This is a genomic window from Flavobacterium sp. CFS9 (assembly GCF_041154745.1).
Lineage (GTDB): Bacteria > Bacteroidota > Bacteroidia > Flavobacteriales > Flavobacteriaceae > Flavobacterium.
Genome location: NZ_AP031573.1, coordinates 1,330,065 through 1,353,920, shown reverse-complemented (window position 1 = coordinate 1,353,920; position 23,856 = coordinate 1,330,065). Strand labels below are relative to the sequence as shown.

The 23,856-nt window shown below is 35.3% G+C and carries 23 protein-coding genes; 13 read left to right on the top strand and 10 right to left on the bottom strand.

The annotated features are described in order from the left end of the window. Positions 1–33: 33 nt before the first annotated feature. The 3 genes from ACAM30_RS05965 to ACAM30_RS05955 all read right to left on the bottom strand — a co-directional run bounded on the left by ACAM30_RS05965 (position 34) and on the right by ACAM30_RS05955 (position 4,011). Positions 34–3,465 carry a hypothetical protein gene (locus ACAM30_RS05965; RefSeq protein WP_369617648.1) on the bottom strand — a complete coding sequence of 1,144 codons (3,432 nt, stop codon included), beginning with the start codon at positions 3,463–3,465 and terminating at the stop codon, positions 34–36. A gap of 100 nt (positions 3,466–3,565) precedes the next feature. Next, positions 3,566–3,736, bottom strand: coding sequence for a hypothetical protein (locus ACAM30_RS05960; RefSeq protein ID WP_369617647.1), 171 nt, complete (start codon positions 3,734–3,736; stop codon positions 3,566–3,568). Positions 3,737–3,786: 50 nt separating this feature from the next. After that, entirely contained in the window at positions 3,787–4,011 is a 225-nt protein-coding gene (locus ACAM30_RS05955; protein ID WP_369617646.1) for a DUF5808 domain-containing protein, read from the bottom strand. Between the two features lie 378 nt (positions 4,012–4,389). On the opposite strand from ACAM30_RS05955, the gene ACAM30_RS05950 reads away from it, so the two are divergent. Continuing rightward, entirely contained in the window at positions 4,390–4,722 is a 333-nt protein-coding gene (locus tag ACAM30_RS05950) for a helix-turn-helix transcriptional regulator (protein ID WP_369617645.1), read from the top strand. 294 nt (positions 4,723–5,016) lie between these two features. Here ACAM30_RS05950 and ACAM30_RS05945 read toward each other — a convergent pair whose 3' ends face one another. Beyond that, positions 5,017–5,406, bottom strand: coding sequence for a hypothetical protein (locus ACAM30_RS05945; protein WP_369617644.1), 390 nt, complete (start codon positions 5,404–5,406; stop codon positions 5,017–5,019). Between the two features lie 132 nt (positions 5,407–5,538). Here ACAM30_RS05945 and ACAM30_RS05940 point away from each other — a divergent pair, with 132 nt between their 5' ends. Next, a complete protein-coding gene (locus ACAM30_RS05940) occupies positions 5,539–5,913 on the top strand; it encodes a helix-turn-helix domain-containing protein (RefSeq protein ID WP_369617643.1) in 375 nt (124 codons plus the stop codon). A 69-nt stretch (positions 5,914–5,982) separates the two neighbouring features. Here ACAM30_RS05940 and ACAM30_RS05935 read toward each other — a convergent pair whose 3' ends face one another. Both ACAM30_RS05935 and ACAM30_RS05930 read right to left on the bottom strand, forming a co-directional pair. Then, a complete protein-coding gene (locus tag ACAM30_RS05935; RefSeq protein ID WP_369617642.1) occupies positions 5,983–7,242 on the bottom strand; it encodes an aspartate kinase in 1,260 nt (419 codons plus the stop codon). 123 nt (positions 7,243–7,365) lie between these two features. Continuing rightward, positions 7,366–7,854, bottom strand: coding sequence for an N-acetyltransferase family protein (locus tag ACAM30_RS05930; protein WP_369617641.1), 489 nt, complete (start codon positions 7,852–7,854; stop codon positions 7,366–7,368). Between the two features lie 171 nt (positions 7,855–8,025). Between ACAM30_RS05930 and fbp the strand changes: the two genes are divergently transcribed. Next, positions 8,026–9,033 (top strand): class 1 fructose-bisphosphatase, encoded by a 1,008-nt coding sequence (gene fbp, locus ACAM30_RS05925; protein WP_369617640.1) that lies wholly within the window; start codon positions 8,026–8,028, stop codon positions 9,031–9,033. 186 nt (positions 9,034–9,219) lie between these two features. Here fbp and ACAM30_RS05920 read toward each other — a convergent pair whose 3' ends face one another. Next, positions 9,220–9,651, bottom strand: a complete 432-nt coding sequence (locus ACAM30_RS05920; protein ID WP_369617639.1) for a TerB family tellurite resistance protein — start codon at positions 9,649–9,651, stop codon at positions 9,220–9,222. A gap of 170 nt (positions 9,652–9,821) precedes the next feature. Between ACAM30_RS05920 and ACAM30_RS05915 the strand changes: the two genes are divergently transcribed. Genes ACAM30_RS05915 through ACAM30_RS05900 form a run of 4 tightly spaced genes read left to right on the top strand, consistent with a single transcriptional unit; the run spans position 9,822 to position 12,813 of the window. Next, positions 9,822–10,415 carry a HupE/UreJ family protein gene (locus ACAM30_RS05915; RefSeq protein ID WP_369617638.1) on the top strand — a complete coding sequence of 198 codons (594 nt, stop codon included), beginning with the start codon at positions 9,822–9,824 and terminating at the stop codon, positions 10,413–10,415. 5 nt (positions 10,416–10,420) lie between these two features. Continuing rightward, on the top strand, positions 10,421–10,852 hold the full coding sequence (locus tag ACAM30_RS05910) for a dCMP deaminase family protein (protein ID WP_017496187.1): 432 nt from the start codon (positions 10,421–10,423) through the stop codon (positions 10,850–10,852). After that, complete coding sequence (locus ACAM30_RS05905) at positions 10,853–12,430, top strand: S41 family peptidase (RefSeq protein ID WP_369617637.1); 1,578 nt, start codon at positions 10,853–10,855, stop codon at positions 12,428–12,430. 17 nt (positions 12,431–12,447) lie between these two features. Then, a complete protein-coding gene (locus tag ACAM30_RS05900; RefSeq protein WP_369617636.1) occupies positions 12,448–12,813 on the top strand; it encodes a nuclear transport factor 2 family protein in 366 nt (121 codons plus the stop codon). A 50-nt stretch (positions 12,814–12,863) separates the two neighbouring features. Here ACAM30_RS05900 and ACAM30_RS05895 read toward each other — a convergent pair whose 3' ends face one another. From ACAM30_RS05895 to ACAM30_RS05885, 3 genes are all read right to left on the bottom strand, one after another. Beyond that, a complete protein-coding gene (locus ACAM30_RS05895; protein ID WP_369618642.1) occupies positions 12,864–13,469 on the bottom strand; it encodes an FAD-dependent oxidoreductase in 606 nt (201 codons plus the stop codon). 4 nt (positions 13,470–13,473) lie between these two features. Next, positions 13,474–13,674: a hypothetical protein gene (locus tag ACAM30_RS05890; RefSeq protein WP_017496183.1), complete on the bottom strand. Its 201-nt coding sequence runs from the start codon at positions 13,672–13,674 to the stop codon at positions 13,474–13,476. Between the two features lie 107 nt (positions 13,675–13,781). Further along, positions 13,782–14,360 carry a MarC family protein gene (locus tag ACAM30_RS05885; protein WP_017496182.1) on the bottom strand — a complete coding sequence of 193 codons (579 nt, stop codon included), beginning with the start codon at positions 14,358–14,360 and terminating at the stop codon, positions 13,782–13,784. Between the two features lie 556 nt (positions 14,361–14,916). Here ACAM30_RS05885 and ACAM30_RS05880 point away from each other — a divergent pair. The 6 genes from ACAM30_RS05880 to ACAM30_RS05855 all read left to right on the top strand — a co-directional run bounded on the left by ACAM30_RS05880 (position 14,917) and on the right by ACAM30_RS05855 (position 23,803). Continuing rightward, on the top strand, positions 14,917–15,486 hold the full coding sequence (locus ACAM30_RS05880; RefSeq protein ID WP_173965948.1) for a DUF3109 family protein: 570 nt from the start codon (positions 14,917–14,919) through the stop codon (positions 15,484–15,486). A 336-nt stretch (positions 15,487–15,822) separates the two neighbouring features. Next, complete coding sequence (locus ACAM30_RS05875) at positions 15,823–16,800, top strand: ribonucleotide-diphosphate reductase subunit beta (protein ID WP_369617635.1); 978 nt, start codon at positions 15,823–15,825, stop codon at positions 16,798–16,800. A 252-nt stretch (positions 16,801–17,052) separates the two neighbouring features. Beyond that, positions 17,053–19,446, top strand: coding sequence for a ribonucleoside-diphosphate reductase subunit alpha (locus tag ACAM30_RS05870; RefSeq protein ID WP_369617634.1), 2,394 nt, complete (start codon positions 17,053–17,055; stop codon positions 19,444–19,446). 358 nt (positions 19,447–19,804) lie between these two features. Next, positions 19,805–21,202: a DUF1800 domain-containing protein gene (locus ACAM30_RS05865; RefSeq protein ID WP_369617633.1), complete on the top strand. Its 1,398-nt coding sequence runs from the start codon at positions 19,805–19,807 to the stop codon at positions 21,200–21,202. Positions 21,203–21,213: 11 nt separating this feature from the next. Continuing rightward, entirely contained in the window at positions 21,214–22,380 is a 1,167-nt protein-coding gene (locus tag ACAM30_RS05860; RefSeq protein WP_369617632.1) for a DUF1501 domain-containing protein, read from the top strand. A gap of 595 nt (positions 22,381–22,975) precedes the next feature. Beyond that, on the top strand, positions 22,976–23,803 hold the full coding sequence (locus tag ACAM30_RS05855) for a prephenate dehydratase (RefSeq protein ID WP_369617631.1): 828 nt from the start codon (positions 22,976–22,978) through the stop codon (positions 23,801–23,803). Positions 23,804–23,856 lie beyond the last annotated feature (53 nt).

Here is a 23,856-nt window from a genome sequence, read left to right as displayed (position 1 = left end):
TAAGCAATTTATGAATATGATTTTCGTAAAGTGTTAAAAATAAGCACGGAGCTGTACGTTTCCGGTGTGAACTACAGAGCCAGTCTCACTTTTTCGCCCCTGATAGTTTAAATTCACATCTAAAAACTGTGTGATATTTTTTTGTAAAAGAAACTTCCATACCAGGTTTTGTCCAGCTTGTAGCCCTTCCAGCATCTGAAATCCTACTGATGAAAATTCATTTCCTTTGAATTTATTCTGGTAAAAAGAAAACTCTCCGTTTACCGTTATTTTTTTCTCTCCCGCAAACGAAAAAGAAGTTCCCAATCGATTTTGAACCAGAGTTTCAGAATTTCCTATTTGATTTTCTTTGTTTTGAAACTCAAAAAAGAAATCCAGACTGGTGTTTTTCGAGAACAAATAACTCACTTTGGGAGCCATCTGATAGCCCGTGATATCATAGTTTTTTTCGACGAAATCTTCAGAAACGAGGTCAGTCTTAATTGTTTTGGTAAAGAAGTTAAACAGCCAGCTTTTTCGATAAAGGTGGGTGTATTGCAATTGATGTGAATTGTTCTGAACGTTTTGCGATCCAATCGAAAGCAGGTTTTTACCTTTATTGACCAAATAAGTATAGGTAACGGAATGTTTTTGCTTACCACGATTGTAGTACAAGCTGTTTCTGAAACTTGAATTAAGTCCTAAGATATTTTCTTCAGAAGAATTAAACGGATTCAGTTCCAGACGCTCTCCCCGACTTTTTACCTTGCGATCCATAATGAAGGACGTCTGATTGTAAAAATAAGACAGGAGTTTTTTGAAACCGTTTTCGTTCTGCCACTGCAATGGATTTAAACTCACAGATTGAGAGAACCTATTTTGATTGGTTTTGATGTAAACCCGATTCGGCAGAAAGATTCGGATGTAGCGAGCCTGATCGGGAAACGCAGCAATTTCAAATTCTTCGAGTTCCTGAATTCCGTTTCCATTGTAATCGTTCCAGGTATAAACGCCCTGTCCTGTGGGTACTTCAATATAGGTAAACTCCTGTTGGGCAATCGTTCCGGAGCTGGTTTCGTAAGTGGTTCCAATTTGCAGCAGCTGATTAAAAAAACGATCGTTATAAAGTATTCTGGAGTTTAACGAAGGTTCATTTTTTCGTGTAGCATCTGTAAAATCCAATTTGCGATAGCTGGCATATACCGCCAGATCCGTTTTCTTATTCTGTATTAATTTTGATTTTAAGAAGTAAGTTTGAGAATTGTTTACGTGTTGTAAAAAGCCATTTTGCAAACTATCGTTTCGACGTTGCAAATAACCAATTTCGACAAAAACTTTAGTACTGTCACCACGGCCAATAAAAGCACCATATTCTGAAAACCTTTGGCTTAAAGCCGAAAATTGATTGGTGATTTTATTCCTCTGCTGATTGTCTTCGAGCTGCATACTGGCACCAACCCAGCTTTTACCAAAATGATACTTAGTTCTAGTTTGATTCCGAATAAATTTTGAAGTAGAATTTACAGCATCTGAATTCAGGAAGCTGCTCCGATTTTCGATCGTCCATTGCTGCAATTTAAAGAGTGCTGTTGAGGTATGACGAGATCCGGAATAACTTTCGGAGTAATCTAATTTCTCAAATTGATAGGTAAACAGTCCAATATTGGAGGTTTCCTTCCTGGCAAATAAATCAAAATTTAACCCTGTAATTAACATGTTTTGGTTCCCCAAAAGAGTCTCGGTTAAATTCCAGTCACGGTTAAATTCAATATTGTACAAACGCTCCACAGATCTGAAATCTTTCTGAACGAATTGATAGTTGGCAAAGGCATCCAAGGACCAGCTTCGTGTAAAAAGACGTTTTTTGATATTGGTTTTAATAGCGATACCGTCATTATTAGCGTCATCTATTTTAGAGAATAAGTTTTTGTCGTTGTTGCTTACTGCAATTTCAAAGTCAACCAGAGTCTTCTCGTCCGGATTATATTTTCCTAAAAAGGTAGCGACCTGCAATTTTATCGGTGCAATCAGATTTACAAGCGGTTCATAGTTTCCTTGTAAAATTCCGTTAACAGGAGCTACATATTCATAAATACGCTCTACCGAATTGTTGTTCTGAATGATGTAATTACCGGTATTATTTCCGACAAGACTAAATTTTACGTTATACAAAACAGCACTTGCATCTTTTGAGTACTCATAAATTTCGACAGAATTGACTAATTTTTTTTTGTACAATATTTTAGTATCGGCATAAGTATCTTCATACGCCGAAGGGGCCTTCATTAAATTTGGATCATCTCCGGCCTGACTTAAAATCTGAACTTGCTCTTTTGAAAGATTTTGCTGCAAAGGCTGGTTCTTCATGTCATTTTCAGAATACAGATAACCGCCAAAACTCCAGTTTTTGCTTTCATGTGTTTCGCCTGCGTAGGTCACCAGTCTGTTGTAATTTCGTTCAGAGTATTGATACTCTACATTAATTCGCATTTCGGAAGTAATCGTAAAAAGAGAAGTGAAAGTAATTTCACCGGCATTATAGTCGATCACATAATCGTTATTTTCTCCGCGTTTTAGCAAAATACCATTTACATAAACACGCTCAGAGCCTGAAATTACCAGAACATACAATTCTCCATTTTGACCTTTTAATTTATAAGGTCCCTGATTTCCTTCCTGACCCGTAAAAGTACTTTTGGCATATTGCCCCTTTACAAAAGCCACCGAAGCAAAAATGTTGGTTTTGTTTTCGTCTGTACCAAAATTAAAACTGGCCGAAAGTCCCTGAACCTTTTTGTTGAAATTTAAAAACTGAGTTTTTCTGTTTTCTAAAAAAACATCTCCGGCACGAATGTTCCAGTCGTCTGTGAAAAGTTCCATAAAGATATTATCAAACTGATCCAGTTTTTGAGAATAACCGCCATCCTGAAGCGGGATATTGCTGTCTTGTAAGGAAGCTCGCAGACTAATTTTGTCGGATATTTTTCCTGTGATTTGTAAATCCAGATTGGAATTTAGAACGGTATTTTGATTGTTTCCGACGGTTACTCCTCTTGTAATACTTCCGGAGGTGTTTAAACCATCAAACGGAGTAACTTTTTTGGTGACAACATTATCAATTTTATACAGCTTTTCAGTGCCAATGTCATTGGATACGACCTGATTTGATTTGTATAAGGTGTATTCTCTAGTTAAGAAATCAGGATATTTGAGATAATTTACGATTAAAGTATCAGCAGTTGAGGCTAACTTTTCATTTAGAAGTAAAGTTCCTTTTTTGAAATCAATTTTATAAAAAGTAGAATCGACAGCTTTGTTTTTGGTAGTAAAAATTTGAAAGAACCCTGAATTGATACTCACTTCTTCAAGATGAATGGTATCACAGCTGGCAATTATTTTCCTGGTTTTGTACGATGATACCGTTTCCTGTGCCTGAAGCCCGGAAAACCAGATGAAAATAGTAAGAACCAGTAATTTTTTCAACATAAATACTTTAACTCTCAAAAACCAAAAGTAGTATTTATAATTGGGAAATAAAGAGTCTGCAATTCAGACATATTTGGGATTTGTTTAAGAGTGAATTGTCCTATCTTCCACTCCTGATCTGACAGCACATCGTCATAAAAATAAAAAATGCCAGAACAAGAGCAGTTCCCATTTTGATCATATTTCCGGCGCGTTCTGAATGGTAAAAGAAATAGGCCAGATAAAGACAGCTTATAATAGCAATGCTGTATTTTAGAATAAAAAGTTTCATTTTTTTAAAGATAGTTTAAAAATAATAATCAGCTGTTTGGAGTTCAGGTACTAAGGGTTTCTTGTGAAAATTAGTAATACAGCGATTATTGCTATGGCGATGCATATTGAATTTGGGTTTGCAAAATTTACGGTCCACCCAAGCTGTTTGATCTTTTTTGGAGGGAACAGTCTCTTATCCTGAGGATTGTAATAGAAAATTACCCAAATCCAATGGTTTGGATCACGGCGCCAGTTGTTTTGGGTTTCTTTTGTAGGTTTAGAACTGAAATCCATTATTTTAGAAAGTTAAGTTTTTATCAGAGGAAGGGGGTTTTGATAAAATGAGTTAACTGTTTTTTCTGCTAAAGCGATATCCTAGTGCTATAATAATGATCAAAAGGCAGAGAAATAAGACTGGTCGGATCATGTTTTTTTGGGTTTAGTGGTTTTGGTGTTAATAGATTCCTAAGCGTGGTTAAGCACAAAGAATTGTTTGTTTGTTTTTCGGTGGCGCTAATTTAGCATTTTGTAAGGTTCTCTATTATGTGATTATCGGGTATTTTTAATAAGAAATTAACATATATTTTTTTATTTTAAAAATAATTTGTTTTTTGTGAGTATATATGTGTAAAAGTGTCCTCTATTGTTTTGGACGGAAAAATTTGCTAAACCATGAATGTAATTGTAGGAAACAAGCTTAAAATACTTCGGAAAAATAAGAGATTGTCACAGGAAGAAGTGGCAGATTTTCTCCATATCTCACAATCAGCATATGCCAGAATGGAAAGTGGCGAAAGCAGTTCATGGGCGAATCATATTTTAAGCATCTGCGAAATTTTTGGGATAATTCCCGAAGATTTATTGAAAGTAGAACATAAAAAACAGGGTATGAATGGAGAAGGTTCCGCTACTACCACCGCTCATTTATCAGGCAAAATAATTGAGGAATACGAAGAACGTATAAAAGAGTTGAGGCAAACCATTCGCGATTTGAAGAAGGTGTAGTTTTTATTTTTAGAAAGAGAAGAAAAGTAGTTAAAATAGTATTTTTTTTAGCTTTGTATGGAATGTAACAACCTTAAACAATGGATTCCAGTAAAGAACTTTTGTTCTTTTTTAGTGCATTAGGAGCTTTCAATGGAATTGTTTTAAGCATTTATTTCTTCTTTTTTACAAAGAAAAAGTTTCTTACAAACTATTTTTTAGGAGGCCTTTTGTTTGCTTTAAGCATACGAATCGCAAAATCAGTATTTGTTTATTTTAATCCAACTTTACCCAAAATGTATTTGCAGATTGGGCTTACAGTTTGTTTTTTATTGGTCCTTGTCTGTACTTTTTTTTAAAATCAGCTGCTTTAAAAGCAATTAAATTGCGAACTCTTTTTCCAAAATCTGCGTATCCTGTTTTTTCCTTGGCTTTTGCAAAATCTTTGAAATTTTTAAATTTATTTTGTTCTAAGTCTTCCGTGAATTTTTTATTGGAGGTTTGATTTACATTATCTCTGGGATATTTTATGATATCTTCCAAGTGCTTGCTGTAGGCTTTATCCATTGATTCAAATAGAGGGTCGTTTTTTAATTCTTGTGAAATCTCTCCGTCTTTATTAATCATTTCATCTTTTGCACAGGATAAAAAAGAGAAAGATGACACTAAGAGGAGCATTGTAAATAGTTTGATTTTGTTTTTCATAGTGAAGTAGTTTTTAATTAATATAGAATTTTTCTTTCATTAAATTTAAACTGCTTTTTGGGAAATTCTCAGCCGAAAATCGGTTATTAAAAGTCTGTTTTTTTGAGTAATTGTAAATTAATTCTTATGTTTATGCGCGAAAAAGTAGTGATGATGAACAAGATTATAGGAGAAAAATTAAAGATGCTGCGTAAAGCAAAAAATATGTCACAGGAAGAAGTGGCTGACAGTCTTCGTATATCACCATCGGCTTATGCAAGAATGGAACGTGGAGAAAGTACTTCATGGGCCGCTCATTTTAATAGAATTTGCGAGGTTTTTGAGATAACTCCTGAAGAATTGGTAAGAGAAGAGATAGGGGTTAAAACTTATGAAAGTTTGATGAATCTTGATCAATTGATAGACTATTCTGTGCTTAGTGTTTATCGAAAGATTATCAGGAAATATGAATTAGAGATTGAAGATCTTAAAAGTATAATTAAACATTTGAATAAAGGACAGGAATAAAAAAAAGCTTCACCAATAAAGTGAAGCTTTTTAAGTATATGAATTATATAATTAACGTGTAATACAGATTTAGTTAATCTCTTTAGTAACGATTTGCATCGTTTCGCGGCTCACTTGTTTCAGTAAAACTTCTTTGTTTTCCTCTACCGTTTGCGCTGCTTGTTCCGTAAAATGACGAATGGTGTATAAAGTTACATTTTCGCTAAATTCTACTTTGAACTTTTTTGAAAGAATGGCATTCAGTTCATTGAAGTTTCCGAATTTATCTTCTACACAAACCGAAAAACTAATGGCAGAGTTCTGAATCAGATTTACTTTTATTTTGAATTGGTGAAACAAAGCAAAAATCTCACTGATATTCTCTTCCATAATGAAAGAAAAATCAATCGAAGAAAGAGAAATTAAAAGCTGCTCTCTTTTTACAATAAAACAAGGATATTGCGGCTCCAAATCAACTCCTTTAGAAACGCAGGTTCCTTTTAAAAGCGGATTAACAAAAGATTTTACGTACAACGGAATTTCTTTTTTCTGTAAAGGCTGTAATGTTTTTGGGTGAATTACAGTAGCTCCGTAGAAAGCCAGTTCGATCGCTTCACGATAGGAAATCTGATTTAATAAACTCGCATTTTCAAAATAACGCGGATCGGCATTCATAACTCCCGGAACGTCTTTCCAAATTGTAACACTTTCGGCATTCAGGCAGTAAGCGAAAATTCCGGCAGTGTAGTCAGAACCCTCACGGCCTAAAGTGGTAGTAAAGTTATTTTCATCGGCACCTAAGAATCCCTGAGTAATGTTTAAAACCTTACGAGGAACATTTTTACTGATGTTTTGTTGTGTCACTTCCCAGTCTACCTCGGCATCGCGGTAGTTTGCATTGGTTTTGATGAAATTTCGAACATCAAGCCACTGCGTCTGAATGCCCCTAAAATTCATAAAATGACTTAAGATAGTCGTTGAAATCAATTCTCCAAAACTCACAATCTGATCGTAAACAAAATTATAGTTTGGAGATTTATTGTGCGCCAGGAAATATTCCAATTCAGAAAATAACGCTTTTACAGCAGTAAAAACAGCATGCTCTTCATTCTCAAACAAATCCAGTAAAATCTGATTGTGGTATTTCTTTATTTCCTGTACTGATGAACTCAGTTCTGATGATTTATCAAAATAATTTTTGATTACTACTTCAAGAGCATTTGTCGTTTTTCCCATTGCGGAAACTACTAAAATCACATCTTCATAACCTACTTTTTGTAAAACGTCGTATACGTTTTTAATTCCTTCGGCATCTTTAACCGATGCTCCGCCAAATTTAAATACTCTCATTTTTAATTTTAGATTTTTTATTTCAGATTTCAGACCGGATGAAATCTTGTATATGTTATCATTTTTTCTGCCATGTATTTTAGAATTATCTTAATCCTTACTATCTGTGGCAAAATATTTCTCTTATAATTTTTCTAAAAACGAATTAATCCCCGTTTCGTCCATTTGAACAACTCTCCAGTCTTCAAGGATTTTTGCCCCCGAATTCTCGTAGAACTTTACAGCAGGAGTATTCCAGTCCAAAACATTCCAATCGATTCTGAGAACTTTATCCCGCTTTCCCTGTTTTATGATTTCGGCATAAAGTGCAGATCCTAAACCTGTACCTCTCATCTTTTCTTTAACAATGAGATCTTCAAGATGTATCGCTTTTCCTTTCCAGGTCGAGTATTTGTAATAGTATAAGGCAATTCCAACAATTTCTTTATGATTTTCCTCAGTATCAATTTCTGCAACAAACACATGAAACAATGGTTTTTCACCAAAACCGTCACGTATTAAATCTGCCTCTGTAATCACGACAGCATTTGGTTCTTTTTCGAATATTGCCAACTCCTGTATTAATCCCAGAACCGATTTCATGTCTTCAGGATTCCCTTTTCTAATATTCATATATTCTTATTATTAAACGTTTATTAGCTAAAAAAGTATTCTTTTGCTCAGTACTTTAGGGTTTTATTTAGCAAATATACAATAGTGGCAAACTAACGAAATAATTTTTAAACCATTCTCACAAAAAAAACGATATTTGTGACTTAAAAACAAAACTACAACGATTTAGTAATGGAAGAACGCAATAAAACACTGGGAGAGTTTATTATTGAGAACCAAAAAGCATTTCAATATTCGTCGGGGGAGCTTTCCCGAATTATTAATTCTATACGTTTAGCGGCCAAGGTCGTAAACTATAAAGTAAACAAAGCTGGATTAGTAGATATCATTGGCGCGGCAGGCGAGCAGAATATCCAGGGTGAAGACCAGCAAAAATTAGATGTATATGCAAACGAAGTATTTATTCAGACGTTAATTAACCGTGAGATTGTCTGTGGTATTGCTTCAGAAGAAAACGACGATTTTATTACTGTTCAGGGGAGCGACAACAGTCATAATAACAAGTACGTGATCTTAATGGATCCGCTGGACGGATCTTCAAACATAGATGTGAATGTATCTTTAGGAACCATTTTTTCGGTTTTCAGAAGAATTACACCTATCGGAACTCCGGTTACAAGCGAGGATTTTTTACAGCCGGGAGTAAATCAGGTAGCAGCAGGATATGTAATCTATGGAACATCAACCATGTTGGTATACACAACAGGGCATGGCGTAAACGGATTTACTTTAAACCCTGCGATTGGAACTTTCTATCTTTCACATCCTAATATGAAATTTCCGCAAAATGGAAATATTTATTCCGTAAATGAAGGAAATTATGTTCACTTTCCACAGGGAGTGAAAAATTATATCAAATATTGTCAGAGAGAAGAAGAAGACAGACCTTATACTTCAAGATATATAGGAAGTTTAGTTTCTGATTTTCACCGAAATATGATTAAAGGAGGAATTTATATTTATCCAACAAGTTCAAAAGCACCAAAAGGGAAGCTGCGACTATTGTACGAATGTAATCCTATGGCTTTTATAGCAGAACAGGCAGGAGGAAAAGCAACGGATGGTTTTGGAAGAATTATGGAGATAAAACCAACTGAATTGCACCAAAGAGTTCCGTTTTTCTGTGGAAGCTACAACATGGTCGAAAAAGCAGAAGAGTTTATGGCAGAGGGCAATTAGTAATTTTTTTGAAGAAGAGATATTAATTAAATAGACCCGACAGATTTTGAAAATCTGTCGGGTTTCTTTTTTCTAATTCTGTTCGCACCTATAAAATTAAACCCGACAGGTTTCTGAAACCTGTCGGGTTTGTATTTTTATTTAGTTTTAACGATCAGTTTGAAAACTGAAAATCGCGACTGAATACTATTTATGCATGTGTTGCATTTCGTAAACAAAAGTATCACCGTCTACTTTTTTGTCAACTAATGATAATGCTTTAGAAATGATATAGTTTACGTTACTTGGTGTAAAACCTAAAGCGATACCTAATTTTCGTAACATCACTTCTTGTTGGTCTTCAAGATGGTGATCTACGTGTACCATTCTTGTTAAATCATACAAACGCTCTAGACGCTGTACGTGCAAATAAGGAGGATTGATAGGGTATTTTAAAGGGTCGTTAAGAATTTCTTCGTATTCAGCTTCTGAAATTTCTAAACGTGCAGCCAATTTGTCCAGGAAATTTTTTTCTTCAGGATGTACAATTCCGTCAGCTAGTGCTACACGAACAATAGCAGAAAAGTGACCTTTGTTTCTTTGTTTAAATTCGCTATCAAATAAATCTGAAAATGACATAATTATGGTTTTTTTATCTTACAAAGATAATTTTTATTTTAAATTATTAATTTTAAAGTTCTCATAAAATTTAACTTAATTTTTATCGGTTGTTTTAGTTTAGGACAGCTGTAATTGTTCAAAATAAATCGTAAGTTTACAGCCCCTAATCATTATAATAGAGTACCCTTATGTCAGAATTTTGGATTTATTTTCAAATAGGATTAAAGCATGTTTTAGATATTAACGCTTACGATCACGTTCTTTTTTTAATTGCATTAACAACCCCTTATTTGTTCAAAGACTGGAAACGTATTTTGCTTCTCGTTTCTGTTTTTACAGTTGGTCATACAATGGCTTTATTGCTTTCCGTTTACGGAATTATTGCGATAAAAGTGAATACTGTTGAGTTTTTAATTCCCATAACGATTTTAATTACTGCAGTTTTTAATCTCTTAACAGCCGGAAAGAACTCTAAGAATGATGGTTTGAATGTAGTGTTTTTTGTGACCTTGTTTTTTGGAATTATACACGGACTTGGATTCTCGAATTATTTCAAAACAATTTTAGGAGGGTCACCCGGTTCAAAATTACTACCTTTAGGAGAATTTGCATTAGGAATTGAAGCAGCACAGCTGGTGGTGGTTTTTGTAGTTTTGATACTATCTTATATCGTGCAGACTATATTTCGTTTTTCAAAACGTGATTGGGCACTTGTAATGTCGGCTTTCGTTATCGGAGTAGTTGTGCCGATGATTATTGAAAGCCCAATTTGGAACAGATAAAATAAATGAAGAAAAAAAAATTAAATAAATACGACAAAGCCTATCTGCGGATTGCCAAAGAATGGAGTTTATTGTCGTATTGCAAACGAAAGCAGGTAGGTGCCATCATTGTAAAAGACCGGATGATTATTTCGGATGGATACAATGGTACCCCGTCTGGTTTTGAAAATTGCTGCGAGGATGAAGAAGGATTAACCCGTTGGGACGTTCTTCATGCTGAGGCAAACGCAATTTTGAAAGTGGCGAGATCAACGCAATCCTGTGAAGGAGCAACGTTGTATATTACGCTTTCGCCTTGCAAAGAATGCAGTAAATTAATACATCAGTCGGGTATAAAAAGAGTGGTGTATCATGACGGATATCGTGATGATTCCGGAATTCAGTTTTTAATAAAAGCAGGTGTCGAAGTCGAACATATTCCTGTTTTAGAAGAGTAAATGAAATTTAATTCAAAATATTTACCGCTTGTTATCGGAGCGACTTTAGCTCTGGGTATCGTTCTCGGAAGCCTGATGAATGCTCCCGCGGATGATCAGCTTTTGGCTAAAAATTACTCCAAAACCAAACTGAATAAGCTGATCGATTTTATCAATAATGAATATGTCGACAGTATCAACACCGACTCCATTGTAAATCTTACGGTCGATAATATTTTATCAAAATTAGACCCTCATTCCGTTTATATTCCGCCAACAGAACAAGCCGAAGTGGCCGAAAGTATGAAAGGGGATTTCGTTGGGATCGGGATTAATTTTTACATGTATAAAGATTCTGTTGCCATTATAAAACCAATTGAAAATGGACCTTCGGCAAAAGCAGGAATAAAGTCCGGGGATCGCATTCTATTTGCCGGAAAAACCAAATTGTTCGGGCGCAGATTGTCTTCGGATATCTTATTTTCTAAGTTAAAAGGATTAAAAGGATCTGAGATTGAACTGACTGTTTTTAGAAGATCAGAACAAAAGAAACTTAAGTTTAAAGTAAAAAGAGATATTATTCCAATCAAAAGCGTCGATGCTTCCTTGCTGTTCGGGAATAATGCCGGATATATCAAAATCAATCGTTTTGCCGAAACAACTTTTAATGAGTTTAAGAGTGGTTTGGATCGATTGAAGCAAAAAGGAATCGAGTCACTGGTGATCGACCTTCGTGACAATGGCGGAGGCTATATGGAAGAAGCCATTGCCATTGCAGATGAATTTTTAAAAGACAAACAGCTCATCGTTTTTACTAAAAATAAAAACGGTACAACCGAGAAGACTTACGCGACCAAAGCAGGTAGTTTTGAAACCGGTAAAGTGTATGTACTGATTAATGAAAATAGTGCATCGGCCAGTGAAATTCTAGCAGGAGCATTGCAGGATAACGACCGTGGGACCATTGTAGGCAGACGTTCATTCGGAAAAGGTCTGGTACAGCGTGAAATGGATTTCAATGACGGATCGGCAGTGAGACTGACCGTGGCTCGTTATTATACTCCAACCGGAAGATCGATTCAGAAGCCTTATAAAAAAGGAAATGAAGACTATTTTAAGGAATCCGAAGCCCGTATAAAATCAGGCGAACTTTATGCAAAAGACAGTATAAAAGTAGCCGATTCTTTGAAGTTTAAAACGCCAAAAGGTAAAATTGTATATGGCGGTGGCGGAATTGTTCCTGATGTTTTTGTGCCAATAGAGGCGGAGCATGGGAACGAGAATGTGGCCTACCTGATGCAAACCGGAATTGTGGGGCATTTCGTTTTTGAAGAATTGGATAAAAACAGAACTGTATTTGCCGGACTCCATTTTAATGAGTTTTTAGCAAAGATGAAGAGTTCTGATCTGTATTTTAAAAAGTTCAAAACCTATGTGTTGTTAACTGGTTTAGACTTGAAATTTGATAAAACCAAAGCGTTGGTAAATCGATATATCACTGCTGAGTTTGCCAGACAATTGTACGGCGAACTGTATTACTACGATGTTATTTTAAAAGAAGATGCCATGATCAAGGCTGTTTTGAAACCAAACAAGTAATCCCTAATCTTCATCAGATGAAAATAGAAACTATTGTAAATGCTGAGATTGAATTATTAACGGCCGTGAAAAGTGCTGATGTTCCAACTTTGGAAAAGATGCTGCACGACGATTTACTTTTTAATTTACCGGACGGGCAAACCATTACGAAAGAGTTTGATTTAAATTCGTATCGCTCGGGTAAGATGCAAATAGATGCATTAGAAGCTTCAGATCAGACTATAAACATAATTGATAACTCGGCTGTAGTTGCGGTAACAATTTTATTAAAAGGAAGTTTTAATCATAATCCCTTTAATGGAACTTTCCGATACATCAGGGTTTGGAAACAGTTTGATGAAAATCTGAAAGTAATTGCCGGCAGCTGTATTCAGTTGCAGTAAAGGATAGGGTTCTAGTCTAATAATGCCTTTGTCGGAATTCTTCCGGACGTTTATCGGATACTGTCGTGTGCATGCGTTTGTACGCCGTTGTTCCATAAAGTTAGGATGTCAGTTGCTACGGCAGCACCACTTCCGGCAGCGATAGCTAATTGACTTCTCCAGCCCGCCAGAGTTCCTATAACATAAATGCCTTCGGCAACCTTATGGTCGTCGTTTTTAAGCTGAATGCGTTTTTTTTCTGGAAGTGCTTTTTGGTGTGGCTCGATATATTGCATCAAGCCCTCGATGTCAAAAGTATTCGCCGAACCAATACCGATTACGATACTTTTTGTTTTATAGGAGTTTTTGTTGGTAGTTACGATGAAGTCCGGATAGGAGCCTTCAACTTTAACTACTTTCTCGTTTTCTATCTGAGTGATATGCGGATAAGTTTTGGCTAAATCCTGTGTACTTTCCACCAGTAAATCAGATCCCAGTTTACCGGGTGTAATGCCATAAGCGTTGTAAAAAATGGCTTCCTGTAGAGAAGAGTTTTTTTGATGTGTAAAAATTCCGATTTTTTTATCGGTTACAAAAGATTTCTTTTTGGCCGATCCCAATACAAGAGCGCAGGACATGCCTGAAACACCTCCGCCAATAATTAAAACGTCAAACATAGGATTATCGTCCGTTTGTTTTTTCTTCAATTCTTTTAGAGATTCTGAAAATCAAAAGAATTAAAACGGCGCAAAATGAAGCAGCGATTCCAATAAAAGCAACTACACTATCTCCCTGAAAAGGATTTTTGAAGTCCAGTAACGTAATATTAAAAACGATTAATGCCAATGCCAAAAGCACTAAAATTGAAGTAAAAATTTTCATAATGGTTGTTTGTTTGTCTAAAATAATAAAGTAGAACCGTCAGATGTGAAAAGTATCTTAAAGTTATATTTTAGAAATTTTATGGGGTAAATTTATAAAAATAAATGTTAGACAAACAAACCTTTAACATTAGCAGCAAATAATTTAACAGCAATTGCTAAAAGGATTACTCCAAATGTCTTGCGAACGACGCCAAGTCCGTTTTCTCCTAATAAATTTTCTATTTTTTTAGAAGATTTCAAAACAACGTAAACCAGAATAATGTTTAGTAAAATGGCAATGATAATGTTAATGGTGTGAAACTGAGAGCGTAATGATAATAAAGTAGTCATAGTACCGGCACCCGCAATTAAAGGAAAGGCCAAAGGAACAATCGAGGCCGAACCTGGTTCTTCATCACGATAAATTCGGATTCCTAAAATCATTTCTAAAGCCAGGAAGAACAATACAAATGAACCTGCAACAGCAAAAGAATGCACGTCAATACCAATAAGATGCAGAAAACCTTCTCCGACAAATAGAAAAGTGATCATAATCAGACCGGCTACAATAGAAGCTTTTTCAGATTCAATATGGCCAACTTTTGCTCTTAAATTTAATATAATCGGAATTGACCCTACAATATCGATTACGGCAAAAAGTACCATTCCAACGGTGATAATTTCCTTAAAATCAATTTCTAACATAATTTTTTGTTTACTGTTTAGAGATGTGCAAAAGTAGATAATAAAGTTAGGTGTTTTTTCGATACATTGTATTTTTGTTATAAAAACATGTTTGTTTGGTTAAAAAAGTGATATTTGTAACAATTATGATATTCTTTTAGAGATAGTGAAGGGTATAGCGGGTTTTACCGCAAAGCTCGCAAGGTTTTTTTCTTGTGATGTGTTTATAAATGTCGAAGTAGCTTCATTCTCTTTTGAGCTTTAGGAAGTTTAATGCAAAGCGCGCAAAGATTTTTTCTCTGTAGCGATTAGAAAGGCAAAGTTTGCAAAGTTGTATTTAGACAAAGCTTTGCGATCTATGTGTGTTTTTATAAAACCTTACGTGTAATAAATCTTAGCGCGCTTTGCGTTAAAATGTGAAAGTAATTTCAATACCAATACAGAGTAGCTTTCTTTCGATTTCAACCTGAAAATTTAATGTCAAAGTTTTAAGGACTTTGCCTTTAAAAATTTTAGCGAGCATTATCTGCTTTCTTTGCGTATCTTTGCATTTTATAAATTACAGTATTTCAATATCATGTTTCAATTAGGGAAAACCATTATTTCAGAAGATATTCTTGAGAAAGAATTTGTGTGCAACTTGTCAGCTTGTAAAGGGGCTTGCTGTGTTGATGGAGATGCCGGTGCCCCTTTGAATGAAGCTGAGACTAAAATTCTGGAAGAAATCTATCCGAAAGTAAAACCTTTCCTGCGAAAAGAGGGGATTGCTGCCATCGAAGCTCAGGGAACCTGGGTAAAAGGAACGGATGGTGATCTTGAAACGACTCTGATTGATAATAAAGACTGTGCTTATGTTATTTTTGATGGCAAGACTGCGCTTTGCGGAATTGAACAGGCATACAATCAGGGAATCGTAGATTGGAAAAAACCTGTTTCCTGTCATTTATATCCAATTCGTGTGAAAGACTTTACAGAGTTCGCTGCTGTAAATTATGACAAGTGGGACATTTGCGACGATGCCTGTTCTTTAGGTAAAGAGTTGGAAGTTCCGGTGTATAAATTTGTCAAAGAAGCGCTAATTCGCCGCTTTGGACAGGACTGGTATTTGGAGCTTGAAAAAGTCGCAGAAGAACTCAAAAAATCGTAGAAAAATTGGTAGCCATTACCATTACTGGGAAGTACTCAGATTTTTGCTAAAAAACATAGAATTGGTCAGGTGAAAACTTTTAAAAACATTTAAAATTTTCTTGCTTTTTATTTCAAAAATTCTATATTTTACTTCCAAAAATGAGATGAAATTTAATATTAATTTGCTTGTTTTCAGTATTTTAGTTATTGTATGAAAAATATCTCATTTTCGGCGTGTTGTTAAAAACTACGCCCGATTGTGAATAAGTTTGACTTTTATTTTTGGCGACAAATGACAATCTTTGTAGTCTACTGAATTAGCAAAAATTTAGTATAAAAATTAAAGAAAAATTTCATGTTACAAGTCGAGCCAATATTACAAGAAAACAAAAATCGTTTCGTTATTTTCCCAATAAAACACCATGATATTTGGGAATGGTACAAAAAGATGGAGGCTAGTTTCTGGACTGCCGAAGAAATCGATTTACACCAGGACTTGACTGACTGGAATAATAAATTAAGCGACGACGAAAGATACTTTATCAAACACATTTTAGCTTTTTTTGCAGCTTCTGACGGAATTGTAAATGAAAACCTTGCAGAGAACTTCGTAAATGAAGTTCAGTATGCCGAAGCTAAATTTTTCTATGGTTTCCAAATCATGATGGAGAATATTCACAGTGAGACTTATTCTTTATTAATTGATACCTATGTAAAAGATGAAGCAGAGAAAGCGGAATTGTTTAATGCTTTAGAAGTTTTTCCTGCAATTGGTAAAAAAGCAGAATGGGCTTTAAAATGGATCGAATCAGATTCGTTTGCTGAAAGACTAATTGCTTTTGCAGCAGTAGAGGGGATCTTTTTCTCAGGTGCTTTCTGTTCTATTTATTGGTTGAAAAAACGTGGTTTAATGCCAGGTTTAACTTTTTCGAATGAATTGATTTCGCGTGACGAAGGTGTACACTGTGATTTTGCAGTGCACTTACACAATCATCACCTGATTAATAAAGTGCCAAAAGACAGAATTAAAGAAATCATCGTTGATGCTTTAAATATCGAAAGAGAGTTTGTAACAGAATCTCTTCCGGTAAGTTTAATAGGAATGAATGCTGCTTTAATGACGCAATATTTAGAGTTTGTTGCGGATAGATTATTAGTAGAATTAGGTTGCGAGCGTGTGTATGGATCAGCGAATCCGTTTGATTTCATGGACATGATCTCTCTTCAGGGAAAAACTAATTTCTTTGAAAAACGTGTTGCGGAGTATCAAAAATCAGGTGTGATGAACACAGATAGTGATGCTCAGAAAATTTCATTTGATGCAGATTTTTAGCCAACAGCAATAAATTTAGTGAATACCAAAACACTAAAAAAATAAATCATTTTACAAGATTGAATCTTCATCCCAAATCGTTGATTCAAGTGCAATTTTTAATGCCTTTCAGTTTGTTTTTCAAACTGGAAACAGACAACTATTGAGAATCCTGCAATTCTCAAAAAATAATTTAAAAACACACAATGTTTAAGCCTTGGAAATCGTTATTCCCGAGACTTTCATTTTTTCAATAACTAAAAAAGTAAGCTTATGTATGTAGTAAAAAGAGATGGCCACAAAGAGCCGGTAATGTTTGATAAGATTACAGAAAGAATCAAAAAATTGTGTTATGGTTTAAATGAACTTGTAGATCCTGTTAAGGTGGCGATGAGGGTTATTGAAGGATTGTACGATGGGGTTTCGACTTCTGAATTGGATAATCTTGCGGCAGAAACGGCGGCTTCTATGACGATTGCGCATCCTGATTATGCACAATTAGCGGCACGTGTGGCAATTTCAAATCTACATTCCAATACCAAGAAATCGTTCTCAGAAACGATGAAGGATATGTACAACTACGTAAATCCAAGAAACGGACAAGATGCTCCGTTACTTTCGGATGAGGTATTTAAAGTAATCCAGGAAAACTCTGCTTTCTTAGATTCTCATATCATTTACACAAGAGATTTTAATTACGATTACTTTGGTTTTAAAACCTTAGAGCGTTCTTATCTGCTAAAAATAAACGGTAAAATTGTCGAAAGACCACAGCACATGTTAATGCGTGTTTCGGTAGGGATTCACCTTGACGATTTAAAAGCAGTAATTGAAACGTACGACTTAATGTCTAAAAAGTTCTTCACGCATGCGACGCCAACGTTGTTTAATGCCGGAACTCCAAAACCACAAATGTCTTCTTGTTTCCTTTTAGCAATGCAGGACGATAGTATTGATGGTATTTATGACACTTTAAAACAAACCGCTAAAATCTCACAATCGGCTGGAGGAATTGGACTTTCTATTCATAATGTTCGTGCGACAGGATCATACATTCGCGGGACAAACGGAACTTCGAACGGAATTGTTCCGATGTTGAGAGTTTTCAATGATACGGCTCGTTATGTAGACCAAGGTGGTGGAAAACGTAAAGGAAGTTTCGCGATTTATATCGAAACCTGGCACGCTGATATCTTTGAATTTTTAGATTTAAAGAAAAATACAGGAAAAGAAGAAATGCGTGCGAGAGATTTATTCTTCGCGATGTGGACTTCAGATTTGTTCATGAAACGTGTACAGGAAGATACTACCTGGACTTTAATGTGTCCTAATGAGTGTCCTGGTTTATACGATGTTTATGGAGAAGAATTTGAAGCATTGTATACAAGTTATGAAGCTCAGGGTAAAGGCAGAAAAACGATTCGTGCACGTGAATTATGGGAGAAAATCCTCGAATCACAAATCGAAACGGGAACACCATATATGTTGTACAAAGATGCAGCAAACCGTAAATCAAATCACAAGAATTTAGGAACCATTCGTTCGTCTAACTTGTGTACGGAAATTATGGAGTACACTTCTAAAGATGAAATTGCAGTTTGTAACCTGGCTTCTATTTCATTGCCAATGTTTATTGATAACGGAAAATTCGATCACGAAGCGCTTTATAATGTTACAAAACGTGTAACGCGTAACCTGAATAAAGTAATCGACAGAAACTATTACCCGGTTAAAGAAGCTGAAAACTCAAACATGCGCCACCGTCCGGTAGGATTAGGAGTGCAGGGCTTAGCAGATGCTTTCATCATGTTGCGTATGCCTTTTACAAGCGATCAGGCCAAAGCATTAAACCAGGAAATTTTCGAAACGTTATACTTTGCAGCCGTAACCGCTTCTATGGAAATGGCAAAAGAAGAAGGTCCTTATTCAACTTTTGCAGGTTCTCCAATGTCACAAGGAGAATTCCAATACAATATGTGGGGATTGAAAGATGAAGAATTATCAGGTCGTTGGGACTGGGCTTCCTTAAGAAAAGAAGTTATGGAGCACGGAGTTCGTAACTCATTATTGGTTGCGCCAATGCCAACTGCTTCAACATCTCAAATTCTAGGAAATAACGAAGCTTTCGAGCCGTACACCTCAAACATTTACACACGTCGTGTATTGTCCGGAGAATTTATCGTAGTAAACAAGCATTTACTGGAAGATTTAGTGAAACTAGGCTTATGGAACGAAGATTTGAAACAGGAAATCATGCGTCATAACGGATCTGTTCAAAACATTGATATTATTCCACAAGATTTAAAAGATCTTTATAAAACAGTTTGGGAGATGTCGATGAAAGATATTATCGATATGTCACGTCAAAGAGGATATTTCATTGATCAGTCTCAGTCGTTGAACTTGTTCATGCAGGATGCCAACTACTCTAAACTAACGTCTATGCACTTCTATGCATGGCAATCAGGTTTAAAAACAGGAATGTATTACTTAAGAACAAAAGCAGCAGTTGATGCGATTAAATTTACATTGAACAATGAAAAGAAACAGGAAACAACCAGTTCTTTAGTTCAGGAAACAGAAGCAATCAGTGTGGAAGACTACAAAGCAATGTTGTTAAAAGCACAAGCCGCAGATCCTGAAGATTGTGAAATGTGTGGATCTTAATAATTTTAGATAGTAAATCTGAGAGCTTAGATTTTTAGAATATAAAAGCAGTTATCTATAGGATAGCTGCTTTTTTTGTTCCAGTTTGTTATTTCGAGGAACGAGAAATCCTCGCAAGCAGCTACATAAAGTATTTCGTCAATCTTTGTAGAATTTCTTTCGAAGATTTCTCGTTCTTAGAAATGAAAAATTTTGCGATGATACTTTAAATTTCAAACAACAATATCTCTGTAAAATCTCCGTTTACACCAATACCAAAGATTTTAAAGCCTTAGCGCCTTAGTAACTAAGCATCTCAGAACCTTCTCTTTTAAACCTTTAAGAGAAAGTCAAGTCTTATTGTAATAATTTCTGAATTATGAAAAAAAGTAATCTTTGGTCATTACGATTGGGTTTTTCCGGAAAAGAATCCGATGCGATTGAAAAAATGGGATTAGAAAAATTCCTGAAGCAATCTTATCAATCAAAATTTGATACCCAGATCCCTGCTTTTCTCGAAGATGATCCCAAAACATTATTAGAACTCAAAGAACTTCGGGATTCTATTAAAACGGCAGATTCAGAGGAAAAAAAGAAAGCTCTGAAAAAAGAATTCTACTCTGCTGTGGAGCTGAGAAAATGGTGGATTGGAAAAATGCGTAATGACGAATTTCCATTACGTGAAAACATGGTTTGCTTTTGGCACAATCACTTTGTCTCAACTTCTCAAAAAGTAAAAGTCAATTACTGGATTTACCAGCACAATATGATTTTGCGGGAACATGCCTTTGGAAACTTTAAAGAGCTGACCAAGCAGATCCTAAAATCGAATGCTATGGTGAAATATCTGGATAATGTCGATAATAAAAAAGGGAAATACAATGAGAATCTTAGCCGTGAATTGCTTGAATTGTTTACCATTGGAATTGGGAATTACACAGAAAGCGATATTAAGAACGGTGCAAGAGCGCTGGCCGGACTCAATTATGGCGACAACAGAGCTGGTTACAGACGATTTGCTGAAGATGATACAGACAAAACGTATTTTGGTAAAACCGGAAATTGGAAAGCAGATGATTTGGTCGATATTATTTTCGAACAGAAAAACATTCCTTATCTGATTACCCGAAAAATTCTGGAATGGTTCATTTATGACAATCCACCTGCAAATTTGGTGACGTATTATGGAGATTATTTCAGAGAAGTAAAATTTGAAATACAGCCTTTACTAACCAAAATTTTTACCGAAGAATATAAGAAGGAGAATTCAGGAACAAAAATCAAAGATCCGTTAGTTTATATTTTGCAGCTTTTAGAGGAACTGCATATTGACGATCTTGATGAGGGTATGATTTTGTTTTTTCTGAAGCAGCAAGGAATGGATTTGTACAATCAGGTTAATGTGAAAGGCTGGGAGGGAGGGAATTCCTGGCTGACTTCGCAGGTGTATCTGCAGCGCAACAACACAGCCGACTTACTTTGTTCGGGACGAAGTATTACCCGAAAAGCCTTGAACACAATGACTAGTGAGGCTGAGAAACCAAAGCCGGAGTTTGAAAAAGTGGACGTAAAAATCGACTTTGATACCAATGGAACTAATAAAACGATCATTACAGAGCTGTCAAACAGATTATTGTTTAAAGTAAATGATTCGATGCAAAAAGACATGGAGAATTTACTAAAATACGATTTCGATCCAAAAGAGGAACATGCCAATTTTGCTGTAATTCGTCTCTTCAATTATATTACAAAACTGCCCGAGTATCAATTAATTTAGAAGTTATTATCATGAACAGAAGGAATTTTCTAACGCTCACAGGAACTCTTACCGGCGGAATGCTGGTGCTTCCTGATTTTTTACATGCATTTGGTTCGCAGAGTAGTTTAGTCGTAGGCGAGCAATGTGTGGTGTTTGTTCAGTTAAATGGAGGGAATGACGGTCTGAATACTTTTATACCATATGACAATCCGTTGTATTATGACTATCGTACAAAAATCGCTTTGAATAAAGACGTTGTTATTGGGAAAAATAAAGGAATGGCATTTCATCCGGCATTGAAAGATCTGGCTCAGATACAGCAAAACGGAGACCTGACCGTAATTCAAAATGTTGGTTATCCCGAACCCATCCGATCACACTTCAGAAGCCAGGAAATTTGGCAAACCGCAACAGATTCTAATAAATATAGTAACGAAGGCTGGTTGGGACGTTACTTAGATTTACAATGCAACGGACATCAGGCTACAGCGGGAATAAATTTGGATTCGATCGATAACTTGGCTTTAAAAGGAAATGAACCTAATTTTATAACCGTAAAAGATCCAAATCGATTTAAGGTGAAATCGGATAAAGAAGTAAATGTAACTTTGTCGGATAATCCGCAATTAGATTTTGTTCGAAAAATAGCCAATTCGGTTACAGAAGGATCGGATGAGATTCAGAAGGCATTGGCAAAATCAAAATCCGAAATTAGTTATTCGAAGACAGAATTATCTAAAAATCTCGAATGGATTGGCCGACTGATTAAAGGAAATCTAAATTCGAAAGTATATTATACCTCGCTGGGCGGATTTGACACTCATGACAATCAACTCGCTCTCCACGAAAGAAAATTAGGGGAGCTGAATGACGCCTTGTATAGTTTTTATCAGGATTTAAAACAGGCAAAACTGCTTCAGAATGTAACGGTCGTCGTTTTTTCTGAATTTGGAAGACGTGTTAGAGATAACGGAAACGGTACAGATCACGGAACTGCGGCGCCAATGTTTGTCATTGGCGGCAACAACAGAGGAACGATTCTAGGTAAGAACCCTGATTTATCTAATCTGGATAACGGAGATTTAAAATATGAAATTGATTTTAGAAGTGTGTATGCCTCATTATTACAGCAAAAAATGAATTTCGATTATGCTAAAATTGGGATAAGGAACGCACCAGTTACAGGATTATTTTAAGGATAATGTGATGGCTACGAATTCCCGAATTTTTTATTTGAAAACCATAATAGTTTGAAATCATTCGTGAATTTGTGGCAAAAAAACGTAGCACCTTTGTACCTCAGAATCTTAGTACTTTCAAAGAACGCACCAGTTACAGGATTGTTTTGAGGATAATGTGATGGCTACGAATTCCCGAATTTTTTATTTGAAAACCATACCAGTTTGAAATCATTCGTGAATTTGTGGCAAAAAAACTTAGCACCTTTACGTCTCAGAACCTTAGAACCTTCAAAAAAACCAATTGTAAATATCTCATTTTAAGTGGATATTTTTATATTATCCTACAAAACATCATAAATTTGTTAAGAAATCCTTTTTTGTTTCATAAAAAGTATTATTTTTTTTGGTGCGGTAAAAATAATTTATACATTCGCAAAGAATTTTATTGATAAACACAAACAAAATGACCCATAACCGTTTTTATTTTAGCAACTCTTTTTATTTCTTCTTTAGTAGAAGTGAGGATTGTGCTATGGTTATTTGAGAAAATTAAAAGACAAATAAAACTAATATACAATCCTGATGCAAATCAGGATTTTTTTTTGAATATATGACAACGAAAATTGCAATACAAGGTATTAAAGGATCTTTTCACCATCAGGTAGTGAAGGAGTATTTCTCTGAAAACGTGGATATTGATGAGTGTTTATCTTTTGAAGAATTAATTGACAGTCTGATTTCAGGAAAATCGGAGCAGGCAGTAATGGCCATTGAAAATTCGATTGCAGGGCCAATTATTCCGAATTATGCCTTGATTGATAAGAATAATATTCACATTATCGGAGAGCATTATTTGAATATTCATCAAAATTTAATGGCTTTAAAAGGTCAGAAAATTGAAGATATAAAAGAGGTTCATTCGCATCCGATGGCCTTATTGCAATGCATGGATTTTTTGAAACAATACCCCAATATTAAATTGGTTGAGGATAAAGATACGGCCGAAACGGCAAGGAGAATTCAGGAAAAACAATTGACCGGAATTGCAGCGATTGCGAGTAAGACGGCTTCAGAAATGTATAATTTAGAAATTATCGCTCCTGAAATCCAAACTATCAAAAATAACATGACCCGCTTTGTAATTATTAAAAAGCAAAATTCATTTCTGCCGGAAAATGAAATCAACAGAGCCTCGATTAAATTTGAACTGGATCATAAAAGAGGAAGTTTGGCAGCGGTTTTAAATGTAATGAGTGACTGCAAACTGAATCTGACCAAAATTCAGTCGCTTCCAAAAATCGAAACCCCTTGGAAATATTCGTTTTTCGTAGATGTAACTTTTGATAAATACGAAGATTTTGCAAAAGCCAAATCATTATTAAACATTATGGCAGAATATTTTAAAGTATTGGGAGAATACAGAAATACCAAACCTTAAACAAGGAAGTTCCAATAAAGAAAATCCAAATTCGAAAGGTTTAAAATAAAATT